This window comes from Rhodococcus sp. D-46 (assembly GCF_011290655.1).
Classification (GTDB): Bacteria; Actinomycetota; Actinomycetes; order Mycobacteriales; family Mycobacteriaceae; genus Rhodococcus_F; species Rhodococcus_F qingshengii.
In genome coordinates this window covers 728202-747959 of the sequence record NZ_JAANTF010000001.1, presented here as the reverse complement: position 1 = coordinate 747959, position 19758 = coordinate 728202, and the positions used below count along the sequence as shown (strand labels likewise).

The 19758-nt window shown below is 62.3% G+C and carries 22 protein-coding genes; 9 read left to right on the top strand and 13 right to left on the bottom strand.

Features of this window, described 5'->3' with window-relative positions:
- Positions 1–202: 202 nt before the first annotated feature.
- From G9U53_RS03615 to G9U53_RS03595, 5 genes are read right to left on the bottom strand one after another with little or no spacing between them, the layout of a single operon-like run.
- The gene (locus G9U53_RS03615; RefSeq protein WP_165638328.1) at positions 203–655 is read right to left on the bottom strand and encodes a flavodoxin family protein; all 453 of its coding nucleotides are present in this window, start codon (positions 653–655) and stop codon (positions 203–205) included.
- 47 nt (positions 656–702) lie between these two features.
- Positions 703–1350, bottom strand: coding sequence for an isochorismatase family protein (locus G9U53_RS03610; RefSeq protein ID WP_003942132.1), 648 nt, complete (start codon positions 1348–1350; stop codon positions 703–705).
- Between the two features lie 34 nt (positions 1351–1384).
- Positions 1385–3049, bottom strand: coding sequence for an AMP-binding protein (locus tag G9U53_RS03605; protein WP_165638327.1), 1665 nt, complete (start codon positions 3047–3049; stop codon positions 1385–1387).
- 41 nt (positions 3050–3090) lie between these two features.
- On the bottom strand, positions 3091–3891 hold the full coding sequence (locus tag G9U53_RS03600) for a 2,3-dihydro-2,3-dihydroxybenzoate dehydrogenase (protein ID WP_003942103.1): 801 nt from the start codon (positions 3889–3891) through the stop codon (positions 3091–3093).
- Positions 3879–4109, bottom strand: coding sequence for a phosphopantetheine-binding protein (locus G9U53_RS03595; protein ID WP_003942230.1), 231 nt, complete (start codon positions 4107–4109; stop codon positions 3879–3881). The genes G9U53_RS03600 and G9U53_RS03595 overlap by 13 nt, the downstream gene beginning before the upstream one ends.
- A gap of 199 nt (positions 4110–4308) precedes the next feature.
- Here G9U53_RS03595 and G9U53_RS03590 point away from each other — a divergent pair, with 199 nt between their 5' ends.
- On the top strand, positions 4309–5466 hold the full coding sequence (locus G9U53_RS03590; protein WP_020969440.1) for an isochorismate synthase: 1158 nt from the start codon (positions 4309–4311) through the stop codon (positions 5464–5466).
- 7 nt (positions 5467–5473) lie between these two features.
- Here G9U53_RS03590 and G9U53_RS03585 read toward each other — a convergent pair whose 3' ends face one another.
- On the bottom strand, positions 5474–5872 hold the full coding sequence (locus G9U53_RS03585) for a DUF1801 domain-containing protein (protein ID WP_007735116.1): 399 nt from the start codon (positions 5870–5872) through the stop codon (positions 5474–5476).
- Between the two features lie 200 nt (positions 5873–6072).
- Here G9U53_RS03585 and G9U53_RS03580 point away from each other — a divergent pair, with 200 nt between their 5' ends.
- Both G9U53_RS03580 and G9U53_RS03575 read left to right on the top strand, forming a co-directional pair.
- Positions 6073–7020 (top strand): hypothetical protein, encoded by a 948-nt coding sequence (locus tag G9U53_RS03580; protein ID WP_165638326.1) that lies wholly within the window; start codon positions 6073–6075, stop codon positions 7018–7020.
- Positions 7021–7116: 96 nt separating this feature from the next.
- On the top strand, positions 7117–7725 hold the full coding sequence (locus G9U53_RS03575) for a DUF3105 domain-containing protein (protein WP_202427056.1): 609 nt from the start codon (positions 7117–7119) through the stop codon (positions 7723–7725).
- Positions 7726–7759: 34 nt separating this feature from the next.
- Here the strand turns inward: G9U53_RS03575 and G9U53_RS03570 are convergent, their stop codons facing one another.
- Both G9U53_RS03570 and dapB read right to left on the bottom strand, forming a co-directional pair.
- Positions 7760–8224 carry a hypothetical protein gene (locus G9U53_RS03570; RefSeq protein WP_003942246.1) on the bottom strand — a complete coding sequence of 155 codons (465 nt, stop codon included), beginning with the start codon at positions 8222–8224 and terminating at the stop codon, positions 7760–7762.
- Positions 8221–8985 (bottom strand): 4-hydroxy-tetrahydrodipicolinate reductase, encoded by a 765-nt coding sequence (dapB, locus tag G9U53_RS03565; RefSeq protein WP_003942179.1) that lies wholly within the window; start codon positions 8983–8985, stop codon positions 8221–8223. The genes G9U53_RS03570 and dapB overlap by 4 nt, the downstream gene beginning before the upstream one ends.
- 102 nt (positions 8986–9087) lie before the next feature.
- Here dapB and G9U53_RS03560 point away from each other — a divergent pair, with 102 nt between their 5' ends.
- Together G9U53_RS03560 and G9U53_RS03555 are read left to right on the top strand one after the other, a co-directional pair.
- Positions 9088–11127, top strand: a complete 2040-nt coding sequence (locus G9U53_RS03560; RefSeq protein ID WP_030535578.1) for an ATP-binding cassette domain-containing protein — start codon at positions 9088–9090, stop codon at positions 11125–11127.
- Positions 11124–11858 (top strand): energy-coupling factor transporter transmembrane protein EcfT, encoded by a 735-nt coding sequence (locus tag G9U53_RS03555; protein WP_042450697.1) that lies wholly within the window; start codon positions 11124–11126, stop codon positions 11856–11858. The genes G9U53_RS03560 and G9U53_RS03555 overlap by 4 nt, the downstream gene beginning before the upstream one ends.
- Here G9U53_RS03555 and G9U53_RS03550 read toward each other — a convergent pair.
- Complete coding sequence (locus G9U53_RS03550) at positions 11824–12480, bottom strand: TetR/AcrR family transcriptional regulator (RefSeq protein WP_007735111.1); 657 nt, start codon at positions 12478–12480, stop codon at positions 11824–11826. The genes G9U53_RS03555 and G9U53_RS03550 overlap by 35 nt on opposite strands.
- Before the next feature lie 225 nt (positions 12481–12705).
- Here G9U53_RS03550 and G9U53_RS03545 point away from each other — a divergent pair, with 225 nt between their 5' ends.
- Entirely contained in the window at positions 12706–13653 is a 948-nt protein-coding gene (locus tag G9U53_RS03545; protein ID WP_030535581.1) for a metal-dependent hydrolase, read from the top strand.
- Positions 13653–14813 (top strand): hypothetical protein, encoded by a 1161-nt coding sequence (locus G9U53_RS03540; RefSeq protein ID WP_058038677.1) that lies wholly within the window; start codon positions 13653–13655, stop codon positions 14811–14813. The genes G9U53_RS03545 and G9U53_RS03540 overlap by 1 nt, the downstream gene beginning before the upstream one ends.
- Positions 14814–14858: 45 nt before the next feature.
- Here G9U53_RS03540 and G9U53_RS03535 read toward each other — a convergent pair whose 3' ends face one another.
- On the bottom strand, positions 14859–15908 hold the full coding sequence (locus G9U53_RS03535) for a biotin/lipoate A/B protein ligase family protein (RefSeq protein WP_003942269.1): 1050 nt from the start codon (positions 15906–15908) through the stop codon (positions 14859–14861).
- Between the two features lie 276 nt (positions 15909–16184).
- Here G9U53_RS03535 and G9U53_RS03530 point away from each other — a divergent pair, with 276 nt between their 5' ends.
- On the top strand, positions 16185–16340 hold the full coding sequence (locus tag G9U53_RS03530) for a hypothetical protein (protein WP_165638325.1): 156 nt from the start codon (positions 16185–16187) through the stop codon (positions 16338–16340).
- Positions 16341–16359: 19 nt separating this feature from the next.
- Here G9U53_RS03530 and G9U53_RS03525 read toward each other — a convergent pair whose 3' ends face one another.
- The 3 genes from G9U53_RS03525 to G9U53_RS03515 form a co-directional block, all read right to left on the bottom strand.
- A complete protein-coding gene (locus G9U53_RS03525) occupies positions 16360–17175 on the bottom strand; it encodes a MerR family transcriptional regulator (RefSeq protein ID WP_064688888.1) in 816 nt (271 codons plus the stop codon).
- A gap of 52 nt (positions 17176–17227) precedes the next feature.
- On the bottom strand, positions 17228–17734 hold the full coding sequence (locus tag G9U53_RS03520) for a glyoxalase/bleomycin resistance/dioxygenase family protein (RefSeq protein WP_030535584.1): 507 nt from the start codon (positions 17732–17734) through the stop codon (positions 17228–17230).
- Positions 17735–17805: 71 nt separating this feature from the next.
- Positions 17806–18987 carry a GDSL-type esterase/lipase family protein gene (locus tag G9U53_RS03515; protein ID WP_030535585.1) on the bottom strand — a complete coding sequence of 394 codons (1182 nt, stop codon included), beginning with the start codon at positions 18985–18987 and terminating at the stop codon, positions 17806–17808.
- A 108-nt stretch (positions 18988–19095) separates the two neighbouring features.
- Here G9U53_RS03515 and G9U53_RS03510 point away from each other — a divergent pair, with 108 nt between their 5' ends.
- The gene (locus G9U53_RS03510) at positions 19096–19671 is read left to right on the top strand and encodes a TetR/AcrR family transcriptional regulator (RefSeq protein WP_030535586.1); all 576 of its coding nucleotides are present in this window, start codon (positions 19096–19098) and stop codon (positions 19669–19671) included.
- Positions 19672–19758: the final 87 nt, after the last annotated feature.

The following is a 19758-nucleotide window of genomic DNA, read 5'->3' as shown; positions in this document are numbered from 1 at the left end:
TCCCCTCGTCTGTGGACACACGTCACCCAAGGGTGACCTAACGTCGTTTTGGGTAGCCTAAACTAAATGTCAATGAATCGGGGAATCCGCCTCGCCGGTGACCCGAGAACCGACGGCTCCCGACGCGTCAATCAGAGGACACGCGCTTCTACAACCGCTTGCGGGACAGTCTCTTTCGTGAATCGAAACGAGAAAGTGAAGGCTAGTCCATCAGCGTTGCCGCGACGGTTCCGCCCAGTTCATAACAACCATCGCGGACAGATTTGTCCACGCTCACAGTCACTTCGAGCGGATCCGCCACCGCGACCAATCCGAGCCCGGTGGCGAGTTTGCGCACCGAGGACACTGCACCGGCAGTGTCGTTGTTGCCGTGAACCCACAGGCCGTACGGTCGATCCGAAACCGCGCCGAGGCATTGGTAGTACGTGGTGTCGAAGAAGTATTTCAGCGCGCCCGACATGTAACCGAAATTGGCGGTGGTTCCGAAAAGATAGCCGTCAGCAGCGAGGACGTCGGGCACCGTCGCCGCCAACGCCGGCATCACCTTCACCTCGACGCCCTCGATCTCGGGATCGCGAGCCCCGGCCAGGACTGCATCCAACAATGCGTGGGTTGTCGGCGAGGGCGAGTGGTGAACCACCAACAGAGTCTTCACACATCTGACAATACGGCGACGGGTGGCGCACCCGTCGCCGTTCACGCCTACGCCGAAACGGTTTCCGCGCTCATCGCCTTGACCAGGTCGTCGGTTCGGGTGACCGAGGCGCAGCGCCCGGCCGCGTACTCGAGCGCACCGACATGCTCGTCCAGGGAGAAGTCGGCTACCGCGTCGCCCACGAAGAAGATCTGCACGTCTTGCATGAACCCGTCCAAAGCGGTAGTCAGGCAACCGATGTGGGCATAGATTCCGGTGATGATCAGCTGGTCACGCCCACTCTCGCGCAGCCGCTCACGCAGATCCGTCTTGATGAAGGCGCTGTAGCGCCATTTTGTGAGCATCACGTCGTCCGAATGCGGAGCCAACTCGGCGATCACGTCGGTGTGAGCGGGATCTGCCTTCAGACCCGGTCCCCAGAAATCCGACAGCAACGCACGCTCCTCGGGATCCTGATCACCGGGTTGGGCGGTGTAGACGATCGGGATTCCGGCAGCTCGCGCCGACGAACGAAGCCGGTCGATGTTCGGAACCACGGTTTGGAGCGGGTCGACGCTTCGGTCGTACGCGTTCACGAAATATTCCTGCATGTCGTGCAGAAGCAACACCGCTCGGGAAGGATCGAGAGTCCAGTCGACCCGATTCTGCGGAAACTCGGTGGGCATCTCGTATCGCACTGCTGTGGGTAGCGCCATGATGAATCTCCTCGAAAATGGGGGTGGGAACCGATCAACTCGACAGAGTCTGTGCGGCAATCGATTCGCTGAGAACACGGCGCAAGGCCGCCTTGCTGGTCTTTCCGACGCCGGTGACGGGGAACTCGGTCACGAACTCCACTCGATCCGGAACCTTGTACGCCGCAACGCCTCGGCCTCGTATGTATCGCTTGATCTCGCCGACGGTCGGTGCATCTCCGGAAATCACCAGAACAGCACAGGTTCGTTCGCCCAGGTACTCGTCGGGAACGGCGACGACGGCCGCATCGTGGACAGCCGGATGCGAGAGCAGGTGGTTCTCGATCTCCTCGGCCGCAACCTTCTCACCGCCGCGGTTGATCTGGTCTTTTGCGCGCCCCTCGACTATCAGATGTCCTGAATCGGTGACGCTGACCAGATCGCCGGTGCGATAGAAACCTTCGGCGTCGAAGACCTCGGCATTGTGCGCATCCGCCCGGTAATAGCCGCGGATCGTGTACGGACCCCGAGTCAGTAAGTGCCCCGTGGTTCCGGGCGCGACGAGCGCGCCTTCGTCGTCGACCACACGAACCTCGTCGTCGGGTGAAATGGGCCGGCCCTGAGTGCTGACGATCAATTCTTGCGTGTCGTCGAGGCGGGTGTAGTTGACCAGCCCCTCGGCCATCCCGAACACCTGCTGGAGGGTGCAGCCCAACTCCGTGGGTACGCGTGCAGCGGCTTCGGCGCTGAACTTCGCTCCGCCGACGCCGAGAACCCGCAAGCTCGACAGATCGTGATCTGCCTTACTGGGGGCGGCCATCCAGGCCAACGCGATCGGTGGAACCAAGGAAGCGTGCGTGACTCGCTCTGATTCGATCAGACCGAAAGCTGTGGAGGGCATGGTGTCCGGCGCCAGAACCACGGAGCCGCCCGCGTGGAGAACACCCAGGATGCCCGGCGAACTCATCGGAAAATTATGCGCTGCAGGAAGAACCACCAACATGCGCGTCGCGTCGTCGACGCCACAGATCGGGTTGGACGCTCGCACCGAGTAGAGGTAGTCGGCGTGCGTTCGCGGAATCAGCTTCGGAACACCGGTCGTGCCACCGGAAAGCTGAAGAAAGGCGACCGACAACGGATCGACGTCGGCAAGAACGGGAACCTCGTATCCGCGCAGCGAATCGAAACCGACAAACTCTTCGGGGTCACCGGCCACGATCACAACAGGCGGAGTCTCGAGGCCTTCGTTCACCTCACGCGCCAGCGCGCGGTAGTCGAACCCGCCATGACGGTCGGCGACGATATAGGCAGCGACATCAGCGAACTGGCAGAAGTATCCGATTTCGGTTCGGCGATGCGCCGGCAACCCGAATACCGGCAGGGCGCCGAGCTTCAACACACCGAACAATGCTTCGACGTATTCCACGATGTTCGGCAGCTGCAGAAGCACCCGGTCACCGGCGCGAACACCCAAGCCGGACAGGCCTCCGGCCACGGCCGAGCTGCGACGATCGAGGTCGGAATACGTCAGCCGTGTCTGTGTGCCAAAGGCATCGCTGCCGACCACCGCTTCGTTGTCGGGATGCCGTGCGGCCGCGGCCGTGACGAATCCGGCCAGCGTCTCGTCAGTCCAATAGCCTCGTTCCCGATAATACGTCACCAAATCGGGTGGATACTGTGCGACGGGTGCCAAGGGCTCGCGAGCGATCCTCGAGGTCATGCAAGTGACTCCTGTTCGAAAGTACTGTCAGCAAATACGTCTCACGCTTTGAGCGTCGCTCCACCGTCGACGTACAGCGCCTGCATGGTGATGTGGGCCGCCCGGTCGGACAGCAGGAAGTGCACCGAGTCCGCGATATCGTCTGCGGTGGCCAGTTTTCCGAGCGGAATACCCAGGCGATAGCTCGCCAGATTGCCTTCGATGACCGCGTCGGCACCCGAATCGTCGGAAGGGTCCGACCACAGTGACCGCTGCATCGCTGTGTCGGTGGATCCCGGAGCGACCACGTTGACACGAATGCCGTCAGTAGCCAGCTCCAGTCCAGCGGTTCGAACCAACATGGTGGCAGCAGCTTTGGACGAACCGTAAGCACCCATCCCGATACGTGGGACACCGGCCGCGTTCGACGAGACGACCACGATCGCCCCGGCCCGACGGCGACGCATTTCCAGTCCCACGCTTTGCAGCACGTTCAGCAATCCGAAGACGTTGACGCCGAATATCTTCCGCCACTGGTCCGGATCGGAGTCCAGCACCGATCCGGTGTCGAGAATTCCGGCGACGTGCGCGAGCGCGTCGATCCGGCCGAACGTGTCCATCGTCGAGGCCACTGCAGCGTCGACTGCCTGCCGATCGGTCACGTCCACGACGTGACTCTCGATATCGGCGCCTTCGACGATTGTTTCTGCCAATTCCGCAGTTACCCGCTTCAATTCGACGTCGTCGCGATCGAGCAACGCCAGCGAATACCCGTCGCGCGCAAGCGTACGGGCCACTGCGGCGCCGATCCCCGCCGCAGCACCGGTGACCACGGCGATTCGGCGCTCGCTCACTGCGGGCACAGGACCTGAACCCAGGCATTGATCGTGGGCTCTTCTGCCAACTCCGCGAAGTCGGCATCCGCGCCCGCTCCCCGCCACCGTTCGACGAGCGTCATCAAGCGAACCGAGTCAAGGCCTTCGTCACCCAGGTCCGCGTCGTCGCCGAGTTGTTCTGCCCTCATCGACAGAACCTCGGCGACGTCGCGCACGATCTGGTCACGGTCCACGGTGTTGCTCATCGGTCTCCTCGAGTAGTGGTCGACGCGCTCAGATCGAGCCAACCCAACCTCGTGTCGACCCCGTCCGCACGCCTTGACTTTAGGCCAGCCTAACCATAACGGTACGGAAGTACACAACCCGGACGCTCGCAACACAAATTCACCCAAACTAAGGCTAGCCTCAACATAACAAGCAATCTGTCGAACTGGAAGGGTGTCCATGTCAGCACTCGCCGAAGTCTCCGAATTCCCGTTGCGCAACAACCGGACTGACGATGAAACGGACTCCGTTTTCCTGCTCTCACGTAGGCAAACGTCGATCCGCACTTCGGGAGTAGTCGAAGAATTCGACTCGGCCTTCGACGCTGCCGAAGCCCTCAAGACCGGGCGCATCGACTCGGTCGTCGGCGCCCTGCCGTTCTCCCCGGAGACGCCGTCCGCCCTCACCGCGCCACTGAGTTTCACACGAGTCCGCGGTGATCTATATCACTCGAACATCCCGTCATTACCCACTTCGCGGGTAGCCGGATTCGAACCCAGCCCGCAGATCCACACCGACAGGGTCCGCGGAGCCATCGAACGACTTCGAGCAGGCGAACTCGACAAAGTTGTCCTCGCACGCTCCCTGACCATCGAGGCCGAGTCCACGATCTTCCCCGCCGCTCTGGCCGAGAAACTGATTGCACTCGATCACGCGCACAACGGTTTCTGCGTCGACCTGTCCCCCGCCGGAGGAAAGTACCGCGGGCGTTCGCTGGTCGGTTCGACGCCCGAGGTTCTGATCGAAAGGCGAGGCGGCGTCGTCACCTGCCACCCGCTGGCGGGCTCGATTGCACGCCATCCGAATTCGGATCAGGACGAGGCGAATGCCGAGCAACTCCGCGCGTCGACCAAAGATCTGGCCGAACACGCGTTTGTCGTCGACTCCATCAGCGCGATACTCGGACCACTGTGCACGTCCTTCAATGCACCCAGCGCACCGGAAATCCTTCGGACACCGCAACTGTGGCATCTCGGGACCAAGATCGAAGGTGTCCTGATCGACCCGAGCCTGACCTCGCTCGAACTCGCTATGGCGCTGCATCCGACTCCCGCTGTCTGCGGCACACCGACGGTCGCCGCACGCGAGCACATCACCGCAACCGAAGCCGATCGTGGGTTCTATGCCGGTGCCGTGGGCTGGTGCGACCGGACTGGAGACGGCGAGTGGATGGTAGCTATTCGTTGCGCCGAGATCGCAGCAGACGGCCTCTCGGCGCGGGCCTACGCCGGCGGCGGCATCGTCGCTACTTCCGACCCGGAAATCGAATTGAGAGAGACCAGTACAAAATTCCGCACGCTACTCAGTGCGTTCGACCTCGCTGAACATCATCTCTGACAGGGCGTCACTTCTTCGAGGTGTTCAGGGCAATCGCGGCGTGAACGAGTGCCTTGAACGCCTTTTCGTCGACGGCTTGGCCCTCGTGGAAATCGATCGCCCGTCGCGTATTGCCCTCGAGGCTGGAGTTGAAGAGTCCTGAAGCGTCGTCGAGTGATGCGCCTTTGGCAAAGGTCACCTTCACTGCGCTCTTGTAAGTCTCACCGGTACAGATCATTCCGGCGTGGTACCACACGGGAACACCTCGCCACTTCCATTCCTCCACCACATCCGGATCCACTTCTTTGATCAGAGTTCGTATCCGGGCGAGCATCTCGCCCCGCCAGTCTCCGAGTTCCTCGATTCGCTTGTCGATCAACCGAGACGGGGAATCTGCGCCTTGCTTGTCGGACTCACTCTTCGCCATCGCTTCGTCACTTCCTGCTCGTCGCCGCCGATCTCCGGTGAGTCGAGTATCCCCTCCTGCACGCGGATTCACTCGGTGAATCACTGACGCATCACGGCGTCTCGGCAGATGCGATTTCTTGCAGTTTCGGTCAAAGTGAGACGGACGTCCAGTATTCTCTGGGTACTAAGTCCCGATTCTTCGGCCTGGAGGACTGCATCGTGATCTGGAATCGACCGCTCACCCACTCAGTCGCTTGGGCTGCCGGATCGGTTGTTCTCGCCGCCGCGATTGTCGGCGTTCACACCGTTCCTGCGGCGGCGCAACAGGCCCGCGTCTTCGACGTACTGTGCACACCCACCGATGCAGGCCTTTCCGAGCTGTCCGGACTCACCGTCACCGCGGCCGGGATGTACGCAATCGGCGACAGCGGCTCCGACGATCGGGTCGCCGAACTCGATTCGAACTGCCACGTGCAGCGCTGGATCAGCGTGGGCACCCCTCGTGTCGACGTCGAGGATCTGTCGTCGACTCCCGACGGCCATCTGTGGCTGGCAGACATCGGCGACAACAACGCGGTACGAACGTCGGTCGGGCTGATCGACCTCGATCCGGCTTCAGGTGCGGCGACCTCCTACCCCCTGGTCTATCCCGACGGCGGGCACGACGCCGAGACACTACTGATCCAGAGCGACGGGGTTCCCGTCATCGTCACCAAGGACTACCTGGGTGCAAGCGTGGTCTACACAACCGCTGAGCGACAGCAGGTTCAGGATCTGAGTACGGGCTCGCCGACCATGTTGGCCAAAGTAGGTCAGCTCAGATTTACTCCCACCCTCACACCCGGTGGGCCCGTCCCCCACGCCGGCACGATGGCTGTCACCGGCGGCGCCGTGAGCAAGGACGGCACGGTGGTAGCGCTCCGCACGTATACCGACGCTTACCTGTACGCAGCTCCCGACGGCGATGTCGTGAAAGCGTTGAACACCAACCCGATTCGCGTCCCCCTTCCCGACGAACCACAAGGTGAGGCGATCGCGTTCGACGCTGCCGGTGATCTGATCAGTGGCTCCGAGGCATACCGAGGGCCATTACCACCAATCCGAATTCTTCGCGGCGCCAACGACATCGCACTGTCGGGCGGAGCGAGCGGCTCTCTCGGGTCGTAGTCGATTCGCGTCCCCGGGAAAGCGGACAGGCGCCGCTATCATGGCCGAGTGAACAAACAACTTCGAGCGACAGTGGTGGTCTCGGCAGTTCTCGCACTGGCTTCGTGTGCGAATTCCCTCGAAGGATCACCGCGCCCGGATGCGTTTGTTCCGAGCATCGACAACCCGGATCCGTCCGAAGCCATCGACGGAGTTGTCACGGTCGACTACCCAGCAGCCCAACACGTACGCCCGAACGAACGCGTGGCGTACACATATTCACCGCCCTTCGGCGGCCGTCATGACTCGGTCTGGGCAAACTGCACCGGAGTTGTTTATCCACAAGCGATTCGGACCGAGAATGCGGTCCATTCTCTCGAGCACGGGGCCGTGTGGATCACGTACAACCCCGACCTCGTCTCGAGCGAGGATCAGGCTCGCTTGGCACAGCGAGTCGAGGGCATGAGCTACACGTTGATGTCGCCGTATCCGACCCTGGATTCGCCGATCTCGCTGCAGTCGTGGGGCCGTCAGCTCAAGCTCGACAACGCCGCGGACGCGCGCATCGATCAGTTCGTCTCGGCTCTGCGCGTCAACCCGAACACGTATCCCGAAGTGGGCGCGACCTGTTCGGTGCCGGTGACGAGCTTCGACCCGAACAACCCGCCGCCATTCGACCCCACCACTCCGGATCCGTCATCTCCCACAACCGTTCCGGAGCGGTAGCGTCTCAGCAGGCCCCGCTCCGCGGCGTAGACACCTACTTGCCTCGTGAACGGCGTTCCAGTTCGACTGCCCGTCGCATGGTTTCCCGAGCCCGGCTTCGGTCACCGGCATAGTCGTAGGCGCGAGCAAGTCGGAAGTTCTGCTTCCAGTTGTCCGGGTCTGCTTCCCAGTCGACCTTGATCTGGGCGAACAACTCGTCGGCAGCCGCTCGCTCGATCCGGCCCGAAGGCAATTTCGGAAGCGCAGACGCATCGACAGCGAGGCCCTCGTCGTGAATCTGCTGCGCGAGGCGCTGGTGCGTGAAGCCGGCACGGAGCGTGGCGATGACGAGCCACAGCCCCAGGAACGGCAGGATCAGCACGCCGATCCCGAGACCGATCGCGGCGCCGCCACCGTCCTGGATGAGCTGGATTCCGCGCTGGCCGAGCAGCACGAAGTACACCGCGAGCGCAATGCAAATCGCGACGATCAGTGCGACGGTGCGGGTGGTCTTGTTCATAGATCGAGAAAGGAATCGATACCGACCGTCAGACCCGGACGCGAGCCGATCTGGCGGACACCGAGCAGAACGCCCGGCGCGAACGAATTCCGGTCGATCGAGTCGTGGCGAATGGTCAGCGTCTCGCCCTGAGTTCCGAGAATCACTTCCTGATGCGCGACCAGTCCGGCCATCCGCACGGAGTGAACCCGGACGCCGTCGACGTCCGCTCCGCGCGCACCCTCGAGCTCGGTCGTGGTGGCGTCAGGACTGCGTCCCACGCCTGCTTCCGCGCGAGCCTCGGCGATCATCGCGGCCGTTCGGTATGCGGTGCCCGAGGGAGCATCTGCCTTGTTGGGGTGATGGAGTTCGATGACCTCGACGGAATCGAAGAAGCGCGCCGCGGCAGCCGAGAAGCGCATCAACAGCACAGCACCGATGGCGAAGTTCGGGGCGATCAGAACACCCGTTGCCGGCTGGGCGTCGAGCCAGGACTGCACAGTCGCAAGCCTGGACTCGTCGAAACCGGTGGTGCCGATCACTGCGTGAATTCCGTTGGCCACGAGGAATTCCAGATTTCCCATGACGACGTCGGGGTGCGTGAAATCGACCACTACCTGAGTGCGGGTGTCGACAAACGTCTCGATGCGATCACCGGTGTCGACCTGAGCGACGAGTTCCAGATCGGGAGCAGCTTCCACTGCCTCGCAGATCGCTCGACCGACCTTGCCCTTGGCTCCCAGAACCCCGACCCTGATGGGTGCTGCACTCACGTCTTCCACGCTCCGTCCGATGCATTGTTTGAGGTGAAGCCTACGCAATCACCCCGATGCGCTCACCATCAGTCGGGCGGGAGTTATGTCACCACTGGCACACTGGACGTAGTGAGCAACCGTCCGCAAGTCCGCGAAACCGGCAACCTTCGACCACTCGAGTTGGCAACGGGTGCCGTCATGGCCGGATTCACGGTCGCGTTGTCCGTCATTGCCACGGTCATCCCCATGGCCAGCGCCCTCAACCTCGTGGCCGCCGTTCCGATGGGAATTGTTGCCCAGCGCTTCCGAGTCCGCGCCGTGACGACGGCCGGTATCTCGGCTACGGCAGTCGCCTTCGTCGCGGCGGGTTCGGGATCTGCGGCGGCGGTCGCATTGAGCGCTCTCCTCGGCGGAATCATCGGTACGGTCAAGCGGCGCGGTCTCGGCTTCGTCTCCGCATTGCTGTCGTCATTGGTCATCGGGCCCGCGCTGGCGTTGTTCTCCATAGTCCTGTTGCTTGTTCTCGCTCCGCTGCGCACCTTGTTGTTGACCTCGCTCGAGAACACCGCGTTGGGCGTGGCCGAGATCTTGAAGCGTGCCCCCACACTCGTCGGCGCAGCCGAATGGATCGAGAACAGCATCGGCTCGATCATCGACTACTGGTGGTTGTGGATCGGCGTGTCCATCATCTCCGGAATCGTCCTCAGTACCGTCGTCTCCTATTTCGTCCTCGGCGCCGTCCTCGACCGATTGGCTGCACTCCCTTCGGCCGACCCGCTCCAGACAGCACCCGACGACCGTCCGATCGATCCGTTGCCGGTCACTTTCGATCACGTGGGCTTCACCTATCCGGGTGCAACGACACCGGCCCTCGTCGACGTCAACTTCACCGTGCGACGAGGAGAGTTCGTCACCGTCGTCGGCCACAACGGCTCGGGCAAGTCCACACTCACCCGGTTGCTCGCCGGTCGCGCGCCGACTGTCGGGACGCTGACGAGACCCGGGTCCGCCGGTCTCGGCCGACACGGCGGAACCGCCGTCGTCCTCCAACGACCCGAAAGCCAGATCCTCGGAACCCGCGTCGCGGACGACGTCGTCTGGGGGCTCCCCCCCGAGTCGCATCCCGACGTCGATGCACTGCTGGCCGAGGTGGGACTCGCGGGCATGGGTATGCGTGAGACCTCCGGGCTGTCCGGTGGCGAGATGCAACGTCTGGCTGTTGCAGCCGCGCTGGCGCGGCGCCCCGCTCTGCTGATCGCGGACGAAGCCACCGCGATGGTCGATCAGGCCGGCCGGGAGGAATTGGTCTCGCTCCTTGCCGAACTTCCGCGACGCCACCCGATGGCCGTGGTACTGGTCACCCATCACCACGCCGACACCCGCAACGCAGATCGGGTGATTCAACTACAACGCGGACGGCAGATCGATCACCAACCAGGTTGGATGACGTCGACGTTCGGGGGTCCTCCGTCTGCGCCGTGGCCGGTCAGCACTCGAGCTGTCCTCCAACTCACCGATGTCACCCACACGTACAACGACCGGACTCCGTGGTCGCGGCGCGCCTTGTCGGACGTCAATCTCACAATCGGCGACGGCGACGGGCTGCTGGTTCTGGGCGGCAACGGTTCCGGTAAATCGACTCTGGCCTGGATCATGGCGGGCTTGATCGCACCGAGCAAGGGAACCGCAGTCTTCGACGGCAAACCCGTCTCACGCCAACTCGGCACCGTCGGTCTCACGTTCCAGCATTCGCGACTGCAGCTGCAACGCCGAACCGTCGCCGAAGACATCGAGGCCGCCGGAGGTCCGGAGATCGGATCGGTGCAAGTCTCGTGGGCGCTCGACGCCGTCGGACTCGACCGTCACATCGCCGGCCGCAGCATCGACGAGTTGAGCGGCGGACAGATGCGACGCGTCGTCCTGGCCGGTCTCCTCGTGCGCCAACCGCGGGTACTCATCCTCGACGAACCGTTGGCCGGTCTCGATCCACCCGGTCGACACGAAATCCTGAACGTACTCAGGTGGATTCGTCGGAACGGAACCGCAGTAGTCGTCATCTCCCACGATGTCGACGGCATGGACGCCGTGTGCAGCAGAACAATTCGACTGTCGGAGGGTCGCATCCTCGACCCTGCCGCCAGCAGCGCCTTGGAAGGATCGACGACGTGACAACACTTCTGCGCGAAGTCCCGACTTCATCGCCGATCCACCGATTGTGGGCCGGAACGAAGATCGTTGCCGTCGTTCTCGTCAGCATCGTGGTCGTGACCGCTCCGTCCTGGCCGGCGATCGGCGTCGTACTCGGATTGTTGTTGCTGACCGCGGTGATCGGACGCATCCCCCCGACTGCAGTTCCGCGACCTCCGTGGTGGTTGTGGGCGCTGATCCTGCTCGGCGCGTTGATCAATCTTCCGATCGGCCTCGACGCAGTCTTCATCTACCTGCAAGCTGTGACGTTCGGTCTTGTATTGCTCTGCGTCTCACTGATGTTGGCATGGACCACGTCGATGAGCGATGTGGCGCCGGCACTGGCAACGCTCGGTAGACCGCTGCGATTCCTCAAGATCCCGGTCGACGAGTGGGCGATCGCGACGGCCCTCTGCATTCGTTCACTTCCGCTCTTGATCGACGAGATGCTCACCCTGGTGGCGGCGCGACGACTACGCCCGAAAGCTGTGGTGAACAGCGCTGCCGACAATTCGATAGTCGATCTGATCACCACGACCATGTCGGTGGCAATTCGGCGCTCTGCCGAGATGGGTGAAGCGATCTCCGCTCGCGGGGGCACCGGTTTGATCGCGGCGTACCCCAAGCGCCCTCAGCTCGCCGACCTGTTCGCGCTGATCGTCGTCATCGCCGCGTGCGTCAGCGCGGTTGTTTTGACTCTGGTTCTGCGCTGATCGGATCACCGCTGACAGAATTTCCCTGGGCGATGATCGCAGAACCCATCCAGCGCCGTAGGTATCGCCGCAGTTCCTCGTCGCTCCGCTTCGGGTCGCCGGGCGCGAGGAAAAACGACTGCATCGTCCGCAGGACGTATTCGACCAGTTCCTGAAGTGATGCGTCGTCGTATCCGAAACGCACCCAGTCCACGTCGAAGCGGGTGATCATCGCCATTCCGAAGGCCTGCGCCTCCTGAGAGGTCAGACCTTCGGGATGAAGACTCGAATTCGTGCTGGTGAGCAGAATGCCGAGATGCGGCGTTCGGTGGACCTGGGTCAGGGTGTAGACGACACCCTCGGTCATCGCCTCGACGGGATCTTCGATGCCGCTCACGTGTGTGGTGAGCCGATCGAGGTAGCCGTCGACCGACGCGATTGCAGCTGCCCGCATCAGAGCGTCAGCGCTGGGGAAGTATCGATACACGGTCTGCCGGATCACGCCCAGTGACTCGGCGACGTCGCCGATGCTGATTTCCGAACTCGTCCGTCCGATCAACTCGACCGCGGCCTCGACAATGCGACGAGACGCATCTTCGTCACTGTCCGGTGGATTGCCGCCCCACCCACGCCTTCGTGCCACTGCCCACTTCCTCGCTCGAACGAGGCTCGAACCATGTCTTTGCGCTCGAAGTCCAAGAGCCACAGGCTAACACAGGCAGGTTTTGCATCTGCGCCCCTCGAATTCACTCCCCTCGCCGAAAGTGAACATACAACTGCACACCAATATGTATGATTACCGCCACACGTGGCTTCGAGTGCCAGAGCGGCCACCTGACCAGCCCCTCCGAAAGACGAGGTTCGACAAGTGACCAACCTTCAACCCCGAAAAATGGACTTCGGATTCGAGGATCAGGACGTTCCCTTCCTGTGGAACCCGGAGAATCCGGCCTGGTCGAGCATGTCCAACGCGGTCTCGTTCCTGGCCATCGGTTTCGAGAAGATGATCGTGAAGATGATCATGCAGACCAAGTCGCGGATCAGCGATCCTGAAGTGGCCGAGGAAGCCGTGGCGTTCATGCGTCAGGAAGGCCATCACTCGACCGCGCACCGCCAGCATGTGAAGGCTCTGATCAGGCGCTACCCCGGACTACAGAACACGCTCGACGCTGTGATCGGTGAATTCGATCTACTGACCGAGGCGACCTCGCTGAACTACCGGCTTGCATACACCGCGGACCTGGAGGCGACCTTCACTCCGGTGTTCAAGCTGATGCTCGACAACGAGGCGACCTTGTTCCGCCCGGGAGACGACCGCGTCGCGTCGCTGTTCATCTGGCACTTCGTCGAGGAGGTCGAGCATCGCAGCTCGGCTCTGATCATCTTCAATTCCGTTGTCGGAAGCGAGCTTTACCGGATGCGGATGGCACCGTCGATCTTCGCGCACGTGATGAAGGTGATTCGTATCGCCTGCGCAGGCTTCAACCAGCACGTTCCGCTCTCCGAGCGGCAAGTCGACTCACTGTCGATGTTCGCCACCCACCGCACCAAGCAGAAGATTCTGACGTCGTTCGCTCCGTATCTGACCAAGGGCACGATGCCTCGCGCCTTCGATCACCTTCAACTCGGAGAACAACTCGTTGCACTCGGCGGTGTCTTCCGCAGCCAGATGCCCAATCACAACCCGGACCACGAGAAACTCCCCGCACTCGCCGACCAGTGGTTCAAGCGTTACGACGACGGCTACGACTGCACACGCTGGTACACCGCCGAATCTCAGGCACAAGCCGAGTCGATCACGTCAGGGGCCAACTGATGGCAGAACACTGCTCCCCCACGTTTTCCCAGCTCGCAACAGAACTCGGTTTCTCCTGTCAGGAAGCAGGTGGACTCGTCGAGTTCCGTAACCCGGCGGCGCTGGAGAACTGGACCCTGCCCGTCCTCGAATGGACCATCATCGTCGGCTCGGTGCTCGCACTGGTCCTGGCGATCGTGCGGTTGCGCCGCAACGGCGACCCCACCAATCTGGTTCTCTGGTTCGGCGCCACCGCCTACCTGTTCATCATCGAGCCTCCGCTGTACTTCCCGGCGGCGTTCGGCATCGAAGAACAAGTGGACACGATGTTCGCGCACAACGTGTTCACCGTCGACTTCATGTGGGGTCGACTGCCGCTGTACATCGTTGCCATCTATCCACTGATGGCGACGTTGGCCTTCGAAATAGTCAGAATGCTCGGCGTTTTCCGCAGATACGGTCCACTACTGGGCGCTGTCTGCGTCGGCTTCGTCCACCATGCGTTCTACGAAATCTTCGACCACCTGGGGCCCCAGTTGCGGTGGTGGGAGTGGTCGACGTCGAACCCGATCAACCAACCCATGTTCAACGCGGTTCCACTTCCCAGCGTGGTCGTCTTCGCCGCGCTGTGGCCGATGTCGTTGGCATTCTGCGTCCAGTACTTCGTCGGACGGCACGTCGATGCCGGCAAGCACTTCTCCGGACTTCAATTGGTATGGCGCACCATCGTGATCGGCCTGCTGGCCTCGCTGGGTACGTTCATTCTCCCGCTCCCGGCGACGGTCTTCGGTATGGGAAGCGACACTGTCCGCGGGTTCCTCTACGCCGCTGAACTTGCAGTCCTCACAGTGGTCGCGATCGTGGTTCTCGTCCGCCAATGGACGCACCTGCGCTCGGCAGAATCGAACACTCCTGCACACACCAACAGGTTCGTGCAGATCTACAGCGTGGTGTACCTGGTTGTCATGGCCGTCCTGTGGGCGAGTGCGCTTCCCGACTTCTTCGACGCGGTCGACGGTTCCACCAGCGCTGGAGATCCCATCGGGAACCTCTGGTACACAGTGGCGTGCTTCGTCATCGCAATCCTGTGCGTGAGCGCAACTTTCACCATTCCGAAGCGGAACTCCGGGACGGCCGACGCCGAGCTCCTCGGGGCAAACTCAGCGACTCCGGCTACCTAGGCGACCGGGACGAGACCGCTCGGGTCTCGTCCCGGTTTCTCGGTTTCACGGGACGCGGTGAGTCCACTCTTCGGTTCTGAACTTCGTGTCCACCAGCTTGCGCGCCTGCTCCAACTCCGAGTCCGTGTAATCGCTGTCGTGGGTGTCGTATTGACCTCGAAAGTGCTGCGCAAACGACTCCAGGATTGCTGCACGCGTCATTCCGGTCTGCGAACGCAGCGGATCGACGCGCTTGGCCGCACTCTTGGTTCCCTTGTCCGACATCTTCTCTCGTCCGATTCGCAACACCTGCGTCATCTTCTCAGCGTCGATGTCGTAGGCCATGGTCACGTGATGGAGCACAGTGCCGGACGCGAATCGCTTCTGAGCGGCGCCGGCGATCTTGCCCTTGTCCGAGGCGATATCGTTGAGCGGCACATACCGAGCGTTGATACCGACCTCGGCAAGCGCTCCCATGACCCACTGATCGAGAAACGCGTAGGACTGCTCGAAACTCAAACCCTCGACCAATGACGCCGGTACTGCCAACGAGTACGTGATGCAGTTGCCCGGTTCCATGAACATCGCGCCGCCACCGGAGATTCGGCGCACCACCCCGATGCCGTACCGCGCAGCCGCCTCGGAGTCGACCTCGTTACGCACGGACTGGAACGATCCGATCACGACCAAGGGCGAGTCCCAGTCCCAGAAACGCAATGTCGGCGGACGCTCACCCGATGCGACCTCACGCGCGATGACCTCGTCCAGCGCGACGTGCATCGCGGGATCGAGAACCACCGGCGGGATGAGGTCGAAGGTGTGATCCGCCCAGCTCGTGGCGTGGCCGAGTGCGCGCCGGATCGCGATGCCGACCGACTGCGGCGTGAAGCCGATCATCGAGACGGACTCGTCGAGCGCAGTGGAGATGGCATGCGCCAACTGTTCTGCATCCGAGTCGGCGGGCATTCCGCGCAACGCCGCGTTGATGTCGTCGAGCGCGCTGTCGGGCTCGAGGAAGAAGTCCCCCGAGACTGCGACTTCGGACAGCCGACCGTCCGCCACCTCGACGTCGACCGCGACCAGTTTTCCACCAGGAACCTTGTACTCTCCACGCATCCGTCCAGCCTATCCCTGCGGGATTCTCTGCGGTGAGCGCCGTCGAAGATCACACCCCGCGCGCAGTGCGCATCTGTTCGGAAGGCAGGGCGATCAAGTAACCACACCTGTAAGTCGCTGCGGGGCTGCACAATCGCGCGGACGGGACCGCACGTGTCGACCCCTGGCAATTTGGCCGAGCAACGGCCCTGCTTGTGCCGACAGGCGAGATGATCTCTGTGGTGGGAGGATTGCCGCAACGAGCCAACTCCCTGGCGAGCCACAACGGAGGTAGACATGAAGGTCCCGGCGTTCCACTCGACGGTTCCTTCGGATCTCGACGTCTATCACGACAACGAAAGCTGCATTTTGGCCGCGCGCATCGCAGTGTCCCATCGTGCCCACGGAGTCGACGGCCGACCGTGGTGCACTGCGTGTGCGTCTTTGGACTGACGAGCGACCACCAGCTCACTCACACCCACGTCGCCGATTCGGGGGCAACCCCGTTGGCCCGAGCATTCGCATCGATGACAGCGCGGAGCCACACTGTCAGACCGGTCTCGACCTGCTCGTAGAACGCGGTGAATCCCGGATCGGCCACGTACATCCGTCCCAGACACACCTGCATCGAATGTGTGCAGTCGAAGTAAACCCCGATCGACGCTCGGTGCCGTTCTGCCAGCAAATTCGCCTCGCCGCTTCCCGGTTCGACACCGGATCGGCAGGCCAGCGCCAGATCTTCGTTGAGCGTCTCGACGCAGTCGGCGATCTTCTGCCAATCCTCAGCGGTCCTACCCACCGACCGTTCCGCGTGCTGCGCCCACTGCGCACTGTCACCCCAACGCTCGTGCGCCTCAGGTCCCCATGACGGCTGCCAGTGTCGGCCGAAGATCGAGACCTGCTCGTGTGCCGGCAACAGCACACCCGACTTCCTGGCATCGATGATGCGATCCAAGGACTCGCCCAGTTCCTCCAAGTCGGCTATCCGTTGCCGCAACTCGGCGCGCTGCCCACGCAGCGTCTCGTCCACGTGGGCTGCGGGCGCATCGAGCAATATCCCGATCTCGTCGAGCGACAAACCCACGTCACGGTAGACAAGCACCCGGCCGATGCGACCGAGGTCCGCGTCGGTGTACAGCCGGTAGCCCCCGTCACTGCGCCCGGACGGACGCACCAAACCGATTGCGTCCCAATGATGGAGGGTACGTACGGTTATGCCTAGTCGTGATGCGGCAGCACCGACAGTGAGAGCACTGTCTGCCTCGTCTCCGAAGAGTTGGTCCGTCACGTGATCCAGTCTGACAGACGCGGTTCGGGAGGCCACAGCGTCAGACCTCGGTTCAGTCGTCGGGTCCGTCAATTCCCATGCCTCGCAGATGCTCGGCCTCGGCACTGTTCGGGTCGTACGGACGAGCGGCCGTCATGATCACGCGCGCGTTCTCCGGTGTCACAATCTCCAACTCCAGTGAATTCCACGGCTTCAGATGTGGACCGCTGGTGCATCCGGGCCGCAATTCCTCACACGCCTGTGCTATCTGGTCCATCTGACTCAGCACACACGCAAAGCTCACACTGACGGACGGTGGTGAATCTGCACATTCGCCGGGCACGAGCAGAACGTCTTGAAATGCCCAGCGTCGCAGGTGCGTCAGTCGATCCGGTACCGAAAAGAGGTCGAAGAAACCGAGCCCACGGATCCAGAAGTCGGCAGATTCGGCCAGATCCGATGTCGGAACCGACACGAACATGGGCATTCCGTAGAGACCTCGGAACTGTTCCGGAGGCACGGCGTCTGTAGCGGGGACAGGGACGGGGCTGATGTCGAATGCCGGGTAAGTATCGGTCATGAAGCCATCGTGAGCCCTCACGCTACGTCAGGGTCAAATCGTGTGAAATCCGATCGAACCAGATTGCGCGATCACACCGTGCGTGCGAATGCGCCGTCGTCTGCGAATACCCGTTGGGCAAAGCGTTCGCCGATGAGACGGTGCGTCGCAGCGTCCGGATGGAGCTGATCGGGAAGCGGCAACTCTTCGTTCTCGGCCGCACCATAGAGATCGCACCCGTCGACGTAATGCAGATTGGGATCATCCGCCGATCGCTGGGTTACGATGCGCGCCAACTCTTCCCGAATAGAGCGCAGCGTCAGCTTTCCGGCTGCGCGCTCGGCGGGATCGCCGGTAGCAACGAATCGCATTTCGCCTCTGGCAAGCGCGTCGAAATCGAATGCACCAGGTCCAGGCGTGTCTTCGTGAATCGGGCAATAGACAGGCGAGACGACCAGCAGTGGAGCCACTGGATGACCGTCGCGGACCGTGTCGAGGAAGCCGTGCATTGCCGACGTGAAGGCCCGCAGGCGCATCACGTCGGAGTTGACCAGATTGATGCCCATCTTGATGCTGATGAGGTCGGCAGGAGTGTCTCGCATAGCGCGGGCGACGTACTGGTCCAGCAGAGCGCTGCCGCTGAACCCGAGGTTGATCAGATCCACGCCGCCGAGGGAGGCTGCGAGAGCAGGCCAAGTGCGGGAGGGACTTTCAGCGCCGGAGCCTTGACTGATCGAGCTTCCGTGATGGAGCCACACATCACGCTTCGTGCCGACTGCGAGTTCGAGCGGGGCGTCGGTTCGCAATGCGACAAGTTCGGTGGTTTCGTTGTGCGGCAACCAGATCTCGACGGTCTTGGATCGCGCGGGCAAGTCCGCGAAGCGGATGGTGCTGACGGGTCCGGATTGTCTCTGAGCGGTACCGGTCGCCATGTCGATCGTCACCGTGTTGCCACCCTCAGCGATTGCGTGCCCGGTTGGTTCGCCGTCGACGATCAGGTCGTACACCCCTTGCGGCCTCGGCGGAGCACCGATGTAGATCATTTTCGTGGGCAGAGTGTCGAGTTCGATGGCCGTAGCGCTGGTTCGGAACACCAGCCGCACTCCGGACGGTTGTGATTGCGCCATTGCCATCTGCCCGTCAGCGAATTGCGTGCGAGCTCTGGCAGGCAGACGGTGTGTCAGCACACCGCGTTCGGTCCGCTCGAGCTCGAGGGCTCCGCGCACGATGTCCTCGGAAATTACGGTAGTAATCCAGCTGCTCTGGCTGTTCATCTCATTCACCTGTAGATAAGTTGCGAAGGTTTTAACTACAGCACACAGTAATTTGCCTATACTATTTAGGCAAGCGGTTTCACTTCTCGACGAACAGGACCAACGGACATGCCTCGCGCAGGACTGACACCCGAACGCCTCGCCGTGGCGGGCGCCGAATTGGCCGACGAGGTGGGCTTCGAGCAGGTGACCGTATCGGCGGTCGCCAGAGCGTTCGACGTCAAGGTCGCAAGCCTGTACTCGCACGTGAAAAGTTCGAACGACCTCAAAACCAGAATCGCGCTGCTTGCCTTGGAAGAGATGGCCGACCAGGCTGCCGACGCCGTGGCCGGTCGGTCCGGCCGCGACGCCTTGACCGCCTTCGCGAACGTGTACCGCAACTACGCGAGGTCACACCCTGGTCGGTACGCCGCGTCACAGATGCGCCTCACCCCGGAGGCCGCGGCCGCGAGCGCGGGTTTCAGACACTCGCAGATGATGCGATCGATTCTGCGCGGGTACAACCTCACCGATCTCGATCAGACCCACGCAGTTCGGTTGCTCGGCAGCGTTTTTCATGGGTACGCCAGCCTCGAGCTGGGTGGATCGTTCAGCCACAGTGCACCGGACAGCGCCGAAAGCTGGGCAAGAATCCTCGAGGCTCTCGATTCGATGCTGACCAATTGGCCAGCGTCGAGTCCATGACCAGTCGTGATTCTTGCGCGCCAAGTTCTTGCGCCACTTGGTGATCGCACACGGCCAAGAAACCTCGGGCCCACCCCAGGAGCGGCG